This is a genomic window from Actinomycetospora sp. (genome assembly GCF_055612215.1).
Map to the genome: position 1 here is coordinate 1 of NZ_JBVPVA010000353.1, position 8,795 is coordinate 8,795.

General features: G+C 76.1%; 10 protein-coding genes. 8 read left to right on the plus strand and 2 right to left on the minus strand.

Annotated features, from left to right (window positions below; all coding sequences use genetic code 11):
* The 7 genes from AC0CYZ_RS10080 to AC0CYZ_RS10110 all read left to right on the plus strand — a co-directional run.
* Positions 1–861 (plus strand): aminoacyl--tRNA ligase-related protein (locus AC0CYZ_RS10080; RefSeq protein WP_472214815.1); only part of this gene is annotated, 861 nt, incomplete at its 5' end.
* Positions 862–885: 24 nt separating this feature from the next.
* Positions 886–1,569: an HIT family protein gene (locus tag AC0CYZ_RS10085; RefSeq protein ID WP_472214817.1), complete on the plus strand. Its 684-nt coding sequence runs from the start codon at positions 886–888 to the stop codon at positions 1,567–1,569.
* Positions 1,566–2,258, plus strand: a complete 693-nt coding sequence (gene pgsA, locus AC0CYZ_RS10090) for a phosphatidylinositol phosphate synthase (RefSeq protein ID WP_472214819.1) — start codon at positions 1,566–1,568, stop codon at positions 2,256–2,258. The genes AC0CYZ_RS10085 and pgsA overlap by 4 nt, the downstream gene beginning before the upstream one ends.
* Positions 2,255–3,205, plus strand: coding sequence for a phosphatidylinositol mannoside acyltransferase (locus AC0CYZ_RS10095; RefSeq protein ID WP_472214821.1), 951 nt, complete (start codon positions 2,255–2,257; stop codon positions 3,203–3,205). The genes pgsA and AC0CYZ_RS10095 overlap by 4 nt, the downstream gene beginning before the upstream one ends.
* A 46-nt stretch (positions 3,206–3,251) precedes the next feature.
* Positions 3,252–4,238, plus strand: a complete 987-nt coding sequence (locus AC0CYZ_RS10100) for a zinc-binding alcohol dehydrogenase family protein (RefSeq protein ID WP_472214823.1) — start codon at positions 3,252–3,254, stop codon at positions 4,236–4,238.
* 77 nt (positions 4,239–4,315) lie between these two features.
* Complete coding sequence (locus AC0CYZ_RS10105) at positions 4,316–5,038, plus strand: GntR family transcriptional regulator (protein WP_472214825.1); 723 nt, start codon at positions 4,316–4,318, stop codon at positions 5,036–5,038.
* A 70-nt stretch (positions 5,039–5,108) separates the two neighbouring features.
* Positions 5,109–6,338, plus strand: a complete 1,230-nt coding sequence (locus AC0CYZ_RS10110) for an alpha/beta hydrolase fold domain-containing protein (RefSeq protein ID WP_472214827.1) — start codon at positions 5,109–5,111, stop codon at positions 6,336–6,338.
* Between the two features lie 7 nt (positions 6,339–6,345).
* On the opposite strand, the gene AC0CYZ_RS10115 is transcribed toward AC0CYZ_RS10110, so the two are convergent.
* Positions 6,346–6,861 carry a hypothetical protein gene (locus tag AC0CYZ_RS10115; RefSeq protein WP_472214830.1) on the minus strand — a complete coding sequence of 172 codons (516 nt, stop codon included), beginning with the start codon at positions 6,859–6,861 and terminating at the stop codon, positions 6,346–6,348.
* Positions 6,858–8,021 (minus strand): adenylate/guanylate cyclase domain-containing protein, encoded by a 1,164-nt coding sequence (locus AC0CYZ_RS10120; RefSeq protein WP_472214832.1) that lies wholly within the window; start codon positions 8,019–8,021, stop codon positions 6,858–6,860. Before AC0CYZ_RS10120 ends, AC0CYZ_RS10115 begins: the two co-directional genes overlap by 4 nt.
* Positions 8,022–8,139: 118 nt before the next feature.
* Here AC0CYZ_RS10120 and AC0CYZ_RS10125 point away from each other — a divergent pair.
* The coding region (locus AC0CYZ_RS10125; protein WP_472214834.1) for an ROK family transcriptional regulator at positions 8,140–8,795 on the plus strand (656 nt) is incomplete at its 3' end.

Genomic DNA, 8,795 nt, shown 5'->3' on the forward strand with positions numbered 1-8,795 from the left:
TTCACCCAGGACGACGCGCACATCTACTGCACCCGCGAGCAGATGGCCGGCGAGATCACCTCGCTGCTGACCTTCGTGCTCGACCTGCTGCGCGACTACGGCCTCGACGACTTCTACCTCGAGCTCTCCACCCGCAACCCGGAGAAGTCGATCGGCACCGACGAGGAGTGGGAGGAGGCCACCGACGCACTGCGCGAGGCCGCCTCGAGCTTCGGGCTCGACCTCGTCGACGACCCGGGCGGCGCCGCCTTCTACGCGCCGAAGATCAGTGTGCAGGCCAAGGACGCGATCGGCCGCTACTGGCAGATGTCGACGATCCAGGTCGACCTCATGCTGCCCGACCGCTTCGAGCTCGAGTACACCGCGAGCGACGGGTCCCGCCAGCGGCCGGTGATGATCCACCGGGCGCTCTTCGGGAGCATCGAGCGCTTCTTCGGTGTGCTCACCGAGCACTACGCGGGCGCGTTCCCGGCCTGGCTCGCGCCGGTGCAGGCCGTCGCGATCCCGGTCTCGGCCGACCAGGCGGACTACGTCGACGGCATCGTCGCGACGCTGCGGGCGCAGGGTCTGCGCGTCGAGGCCGACCACGCGGACGACCGGATGCAGAAGAAGATCCGCACGCACACCCTCCAGAAGGTGCCGTTCCTGCTGCTCGCGGGCGGCAAGGACGAGGCGGCCTCGGGCGAGCGCAGCGACGGGACACGGTGGCAGGGTGCGGTGTCGTTCCGCTTCCGCGACGGCTCGCAGCTCAACGGCGTCCCGGTCGACGAGGCGGTGGCGGCGCTGACCGGGTGGGTCGCGCGCCGCGAGAACGCCTCGCCCGACGAGGCGACCTTCGGCCCGCTCGTGACGCGTGCCTGACCCGACGAGCACGATGGACGCGCGATGACCGACGACGGGGTGGGACGCGACGGGACCACGTCCGCCGGGCTGCCCGCACAGCCGGGCCGGCCGGAGTCGGGGGTTCCGGTCGGCCACCCGCCCGGCGCCGACGAGCTCCCCGGGGCCGGCACCCCCGACGGGTTCCGCCGGCTGTGGGCGCCGCACCGGATGGCCTACATCGCGGGGGAGTCGGGGACCGGGGAGGTCGACGGCGGGTGCCCGTTGTGCGCCATCCCGCAGCGCTCCGACGAGGACGGGCTCGTCGTCGCCCGCGGCGACCTCGTGTACGCCGTGCTCAACCTGCACCCGTACAACCCGGGCCACCTCATGGTCGTGCCGTACCGCCACGTGGCGCTGCTCGACGAGCTCACCGACGAGGAGTCCTCCGAGCTCATGCGCCTCACCCAGCAGGCGATCCGGGCCCTGCGGACGATGTCCTCGCCGCACGGCTTCAACGTCGGCATCAACCTCGGGCACGTCGCCGGCGGCTCGCTGGCCGACCACCTGCACCAGCACGTGGTCCCGCGCTGGGGCGGTGACGCCAACTTCATCACCGTCATCGGCCAGACCAAGGTCATCCCGGCCCTGCTCGCGGAGACCCGGGCCCGGCTCGCGGAGGTCTGGCAGGTCCAGGCGGGCGGAACGACCGGGGCGGGCACAGCGCCGGAGAACGTGGCCGGGGCATGATCAACCGTTGGGGCCGTGCGGTCATGTCCGGGGTCGTCGAGCCGACGAGCGCCTGGTTGGTCCGCCGGGGCGTCCACCCCGACGCCGTCACGGTCCTCGGGACGGTCGGGGCCACCGCCTCGGCGCTGTGGCTGATCCCGACGGGCCACCTCTTCGCGGCCGCGCTGGCCGTCTGGTTCTTCGCGATGCTGGACATGCTCGACGGCTCGATGGCTCGGGCCCGGGGGGTGAAGAGCCCGTTCGGCGGCGTGCTCGACTCGGTGTGCGACCGCCTCGCCGACGGCGCCGTCTTCGCGGGCGTCACGTGGTGGGCCGCCTCGACGGGACGCTGGTTCGTCACCGGGCTCGCGCTGACCTGCCTGCTCGCCGGCCAGCTCATCTCCTACGTCAAGGCGCGGGCCGAGGGTGCGGGCCTCGAGGGCGGCGGCGGGCTCGTCGAACGCCCCGAGCGGCTCATCCTCGGCCTCACCGCCATCGGGCTGACCGGCCTCGGCGTGCCGTACGCGCTGGAGGTGCTGCTGTCGCTGCTGGCGCTCGGGTCGGTGATCACGGTCGTGCAGCGCGTCGTCGCGGTGTGGCGCAGCGCCCGGGAGCAGTACGGCGCGGCCACCGGCCGCACCGACGACGCGGCCGGCCCCGCCGAACTGCCGGCCCGGCCCGCCCACGAGAGCAGGGACGTCGAGCGGTGACGCGAGCCGATCGATCCGGCCGGTCCACCCGCGACACCGCGGCCGACCTCGCCGGGCGCGCCGCCGACCTCGGTTACGCGGCGGGCTGGCGGGTGGTCCGCGAGCTGCCGGCCCCGGTCGCGCGGGTCGCCTTCGACGCCGGGGCCGACCTGGCCGCCCGCCGCCGCGGGCCCGGCGTCGCGCGGATGCGGGCGAACTACGCGCGGGTCCGGCCGGACCTCACCGACCCGCAGCTCGACGAGCTCACCCGCGCCGGCGCCCGTTCCTACGCGCGCTACTGGCGCGAGGCGTTCCGGCTGCCCGCGATGGACCACAAGGAGCTGGCCGACCGGGTCGACCCCGCCGTGCACGGCCGCGAGCACCTCGACGCGGCCCTCGCGCGCGGCCGCGGCGCGGTCGTCGCGCTGACGCACTCCGGCAACTGGGACGTCGTCGGGGCCTGGGCGGTCCAGCGCTACGGCGGCTTCGCGACGGTGGCCGAGCGGCTGCGGCCCGAGGCGCTGTTCCAGCGGTTCGTCGACTACCGCGAGTCCCTCGGCTTCGAGATCCTGCCGATGACCGGCGGCGAGGCGCCCGTGCGCGGGCTGCTCCGCGCGCTGCGGGCCGGGCGGATCGTCTGCCTGGTCGCCGACCGCGACCTCTCGCGCCACGGCGTCGGGGTGGACTTCTTCGGCCACCGCGCCGCCATGCCGCCGGGGCCGGCGTCGTTGGCGGCCGCCACCGGCGCGGCGCTGCTGCCGCTGGGCTGCTGGTTCACCGGCTCGGGGAGCCCCGGTGACGACGGCGAGGAGGGCTGGGGGTTCCGCATCCACCCGCCGGTCCCGGTCGACGGTCGCGACGGCGTGCCCGCGGCGACCCAGGCGGTGGCCGACGCCTTCGAGGCCGAGATCGCCGAGCACCCCCAGGACTGGCACATGCTCCAGCGGATCTGGCCCGACCTCGGCTAGACGACTTCCGGGGAATCATCTTCCACGGAAGGACGTTCGAGGGGGCATGAGCATCCCCGCCGTCATGCGGGCCGTCGTCCTGGACGCGCCCGGCCCGCCCGAGGCCCTGCAGGTCCGCGAGCTGCCCGTGCCCGAGCCGCGCACCGGCCACGTCCTGATCCGGGTCACCGCCTCCGGGCTCAACCGCTCCGAGCTGCACACCCGGCTCGGCCTGGCCGAGGGCGTCACCTTCCCGCGGGTCCTCGGCATCGAGGCGACGGGCTACGTGGCGGCCTGCCCGGGCGGGGAGTTCGCCGAGGGCGCCCGCGTGGTCGCGATGATGGGCGGGATGGGCCGGGTCTTCGACGGCGGCTACGCCGAGTACACGAACGTCCCGGTCGCGCAGGTCACCGAGGTCCGCACCGACCTCGACGACGCCGTGCTCGGCGCGATCCCCGAGATGCTGCAGACCGCGTACGGGTCGCTGACCGTCGGGCTCGACGCACAGCCGGGGGAGACGCTGCTGATCCGCGGCGGGACCTCGTCGATCGGGCTCGCCACCGCGGTCCTGGCCAAGCAGCGCGGCATGAGGGTGCTCTCGACCACCCGCGATCTCGCCCGGTCCGACCTGCTCACCGGCGTCGGCGTGGACCACGTGGTGCTCGACGACGGGGCGGTGGCGCCGCGGGTCCGCGCGATCCTGCCCGAGGGCGTCGACCGCGCGCTCGAGCTCGTCGGCACCCCGACGTTGCCCGACACCCTCGCCGCCGTCCGCGTCCACGGCGTCGCCTGCGTCTCGGGGATGCTCTCGAACGTCTGGACGATCCCGGACTTCTACCCGATCGCCTACCTCCCCCGCGGGGTCCGGCTCGCGGGCTACGGCGGGGACGCCTCGGACCTGCCCGCCGACGTGCTCCAGCGGTTCTGCGACGACGTCGCCGCCGGCCGCGCCACGGTCCCGCGGGGCCGGACGTTCCGCCTCGACGAGATCGCCGAGGCGCACCGGCTCATGGAGGACGGCCACGCCGGCGGGAAGCTCGTCGTCGTCCCGTGACACCCCCGCTGCGACGTCCGGGTCACCCGCAACCGCTTTCGGTCCGGGTCGGCGCGCGGCTCGTGTAGGACCGGTCCGTGCCGGAGTCCCGCACCGCACACGTCGAGGCCACGGTGGAGCGGCTCTGCCGCGAGCTGGGCCCCGGCGCGCTGCTGCCCGGGGAACGGGACCTCGCGGCTCGGTGCGGGGTCTCGCGCTCCACCGTGCGGCTGGCGCTGGCGGAGCTCACGAGCAGGCGGGTGGTCGAGCGGCGGCACGGCGCGGGGACCTACGTGCGGCGCACCGCCCGCGCCCAGCCGCTCGACGCGCTCTCGTTCCACGACGACATGGCGCGGCGCGGGCTGCGCCCGTCCTCCCGCCTGCTGTGGTGCGACGAGGTCGCCGCCGACGACGACCTCGCGGCCCACCTCGAGGTGCCGGTCGGGGACCCGGTCCGGCGGGTCGCCCGCCTCCGGCTGGCCGACGGCGAGCCGATGGCCCGCGAGCTGCTGCACGTGCCCACGCGCCTGGTGCCCGGCCTGTCCGGCGCCGACCTCGACGGCGACGCCTCCTGGTACGCGCTGCTGGAGTCGCGCTACGGACGTCGGGTGGTGGACGGCGTACAGACCGTCGAGCCGGTGCTCGTGGCGGGCGAGGACGCCGTCCTGCTCGACCTCCCACCCGGCCGGACCGGGTGGCACTTCCTGCGCACCTCGCGCGACGAGCGCGGCACCGTCGTCGAGCGGGTGGACGCGCTGGTCCGGGCCGACCGCTACCTGGTCGAGATCGAGATCGCCCGCCCCCGCCGACCCCCGGACTAGCCGGTCCGGGTGCCCCGACCGGGGGAGCTCCCCGGACGATCCGGTCGCCGCGCGCCCGTACGCTCCGCGCATGACCACGACCGCCCGCCCGCGGCGGGGGACGGTGTCGGGTGCGGCGGCCGGCGTGCTGCTCGCCGTCGCCGGGCTGGCCGGCCTGGCGGTCCTGCTCGTCGCGCTCGGCGCCCTCGTCCCCGGGCTCGGCGGCCTCCTGCCCGTCCTCGGCGGGCTGCCCGGGTACGCCACGCTCGCCGTCCCTGGCTACGGCCCCACGCTCGTCGTCGTGGGCCTGGTCGCCGTGGTGCTCGCGGTCCTGCTGCGCCGGCGGCTGGGGCGCACGGGCACCGTCGTCGCCGTCGGGGCGGGGATCGCCACGGCAGCGCTCGCGGTCGTCGTCGCGATCGTCGTCGCCTCCACGGTGTCCGCGGGCGGCTCGGTGAACCCGCTGACCGCCGTCGCCCCCACCGGAGGCCTCGCCCCGCCCGACGGCGACCCGGTCTACGCGACGGGCCCCGACGGCGTCGCGCTGCACGCCGCCGTGTGGAACCCCCGCGGGGCCACGGGTCCCGCGCCCGTACTGGTCTACGTCCACGGCGGCGGGTGGGTCGGCGGCTCGGAGCTCGGCAACACCGCGGACCTGCGGGCCTTCGCCGACCAGGGCCGCCTCGTGATCAGCGTCGCCTACACCCTCGCGACCCCCACCCGCCCGACGTGGGACGTCGCCGGGCCCCAGGTCGCGTGCGCGCTCACCAAGATCGCCGCGCTCGCCCCCGGGCTGGGCGGGGACCCGGGCCGGATCGTGCTGGCCGGGGACTCCGCGGGCGGGCAGCTCGCGGTGTCGGTCGCCTATCACGCGGCGTCGGGCACCCAGGCGTCGTCGTGCGGCGGGGTGGTCCCGGTGCCGCGCGGGGTGGTGGTGCAGTACCCGGCGGTCGACCTCGTCGACGCGTACGCCCACGGGACCGACCCCGGCCACCCGACGGTGTCCGACCACTACCTGCTGGACTACTACACCGGGGGCAGTCCGCAGCGGGTGCCCGACCGCTACCGGGCGCTCTCCGGCGTCCCCGCGATCACCCCGCAGGCGCCGGCCACGCTCGTCCTCGGCCCGACCCGCGACGAGCTCGTGCCCCCGGAGGGCGTCACGGCGTTCGCCGAGGCGGCGCGGGCGGCGGGCGTCGACGTGACGCTGGTCCGGGTGCCGTTCGCCAACCACGCCTACGACACGCTCGGCGCCGGGTCGCTGGGCAACCAGGCGAGCCTCTCGGTCCGCGAGCACTGGCTCGACCGCCACGGCTGGTGAGCCGGCGTCAGCGCAGGATCTCCACGAGCAGCACCCAGGCCCCCACCAGCCCACCGCCGAGCGCGAACCCGATCGCCGGCGCGAGCCAGACCAGCCCGCCGAGCCCGCCGACGAGCAGCCCGACCCCGGCGAGCAGGGTGCCCGCGACGAGGACGAGCGGCGGCAGCACCGTCGCGAGCAGCCAGGCCGCGAGGGGGACCTCGGGGATCGGCCGGGGGAGCATCACGGCGAGGCCCGCGCCGACCCCCACCGCCAGGACCACGAGCACGACGCCGAGCACCGTCGCGCCCCAGGGCACCAGGACGGCGAGGGCCAGGAAGACCGGCGTGGCGAGCAGGACGAGCGCGGACGCGGCCCGCGCGGTGGTGTGCGGTGAGCCCACCACGGCGGAGATGTTGATGGAGAGGGCCACGAACAGGAGGCCGGCGAGCGCGGCGGCGGCGCCGGCGGTGGCGACCGCGAAGTCGCTCCACGCGGCGGGGTCGGCGAAGGCCGACGGGTCGCTCACGGGCGGGTCGCTCACGGGGCCGAGTCTCCCGCGCCGTCGCCCGCGGCCGCGTCACCCACGCGCGCGAGATCCACGACGGCGAGCGAGCCCGCGTCGCGCAGGGCCTTGCGGTCGGAGTCCGCGAGGTCGGCGAGGGGCCGGTAGGTCAGGGTCATCGGATCGATGCCGAGGGCACGGGCGTCCTCGGTCTCGAGGCGCTCCACCACCGTCTTCGACACCAGCGTCTGGCCGCCCGTCGCGACGTGCTCGATCCGGGCGCACTCGGTGACCTCGTCGCCCAGCGCCGTGACCTCCAGGCGTCCGCCGGTGACGATCTGACCGATGTAGAGGTCGGCGCCCCAGTGGACGCCGAGGTTGACCCGGCAGTCGGCGACCCGCACGCCGATGCCCTCCGCGGCGAGCTCCTCGACGATCGTCCGCACGGCCGCCGGGAAGGCCAGCGCGACGGCGAGGGCGGCGGCCGCGGCGTCGGAGTCGCCCGAGTGCCGGTCCTCCTCGGCCCGGGCGGCGAGGAAGAAGGCGCTCGCGCCGTCCCCCGCGTGCTTGCCGACGATGCCGGCGTGCCGGGCGACGAGGTCGTCGAACGTCGTGGTGAACCGGCGGATCAGCTCGAAGTAGGCCGGAGTGGGCAGCGCGCGGGAGAGCGGCCCGGAGGAGTCGATGTCGGCGAACACGACCGCGGCCGGCCGTCGGCGCGGCTCGGTGAGGTCGGCCATGCGCGTGAACATCGCCTCGTCGCCCTCGCTGACCAGCGCGAGCACGCGCGCCGGCAGCAGCGGGGCGAAGACCAGCGCGGTGCCCGCGACGGTCCCGTCGGAGGCCCGCACCGTCACGCCGAGCATCCCGACGGGGCGGCGCCGGCCGGCCAGGTTGAGCTCCACCGGTGAGACCCAGAGCGACGCGAGGTCGGGCGCGGCGAACCGCCGCTCGAGGTCCTCGCGCACCGCCCGTCGGGTCGGTTCGGTGAGCATCGCCGCCCACAGCGGCAGCTCGAGGCCCTCGGCGATGTGCAGGCCGTAGCCGACCTCGGTCTCCGCGTCCGCCCCCGCCAGCTCGAGCATCTGCTCGGAGACCCACTGCAGCCGGCCGTCGTCGTCGTAGACCTGGGCCGCGGTGCGGCTCGCCTCCAGCGCCTCGACGACGTCCTGGCGGAGCTCGGAGAGCCGATCGTCCACCGATCGGACGCTAGCGGTGGACCGTCGGGTCCCGCTCGCGGGGGCGGATGCGCTACGCGAACGAGGTTGCGCCGACCGCATGGTGACATGGGCCACACCAGCAGGCTACGTTCATCGGATGAACGCGGCGGGGCCCGGATCACCCGCGGGACTGCGCGAGGCGAACCGTCGCCGGGTGCTCGACGCCGTGCTCGAGGCGGGGGAGCCGACCCAGTCGGGCATCGCCGCGGCCACCGGCCTCGCCCCCGCCACGGTGTCGAACATCGTGCGGCACCTCGTCGGCACGGGCAGCCTCAGCGCGACGACGACCGTGCGCGGCGGCCGACGGGTCCGCGCGGTCCGGCTCGTGCCGCCGGCCGGCTACGTCGCGGGGGTGGACTTCGGGCACCGCCACGTCCGCGTCGGGCTCGCGCGCGCGGCCGACACCGTGCCCCGGGCCGCACCGGACGGATCCGCCGGGCCGCTGCCGCCCCTGGTCGCCGAGCGTGTCGCCGACCTGCCCGAGGGCCACCGCGTCGACGACGGGCTGGACACCGCCGCCGCGCTGCTGGCCGAGGCGCTGGACGCCGCCGACGTCCGGCCGTCCGGGCTGTGCGGGGTCGGCATCGGCCTGCCCGCCCCGATCGACGTCCGCAGCGGCGCCGTCGGCGAGCCGGGCATCCTGCCGGGCTGGGTCGGGGTCGACGCCGCCGCCCGGGCCTCGGCGCGGCTGGGCGTCCCGGTCGCCGTCGACAACGACGCCATGCTCGGCACGCTCGCCGAGCAGGCCTGGGG

Bases quoted from the DNA above. Each gene is read 5' to 3' on its own strand.
- AC0CYZ_RS10110 (WP_472214827.1), top strand. From the start codon at position 5,109: ATGACCACGACCGCCCGCCCGCGGCGGGGGACGGTGTCGGGTGCGGCG.
- AC0CYZ_RS10100 (WP_472214823.1), top strand. From the start codon at position 3,252: ATGAGCATCCCCGCCGTCATGCGGGCCGTCGTCCTGGACGCGCCCGGC.
- AC0CYZ_RS10085 (WP_472214817.1), top strand. From the start codon at position 886: ATGACCGACGACGGGGTGGGACGCGACGGGACCACGTCCGCCGGGCTG.
- pgsA (WP_472214819.1), top strand. From the start codon at position 1,566: ATGATCAACCGTTGGGGCCGTGCGGTCATGTCCGGGGTCGTCGAGCCG.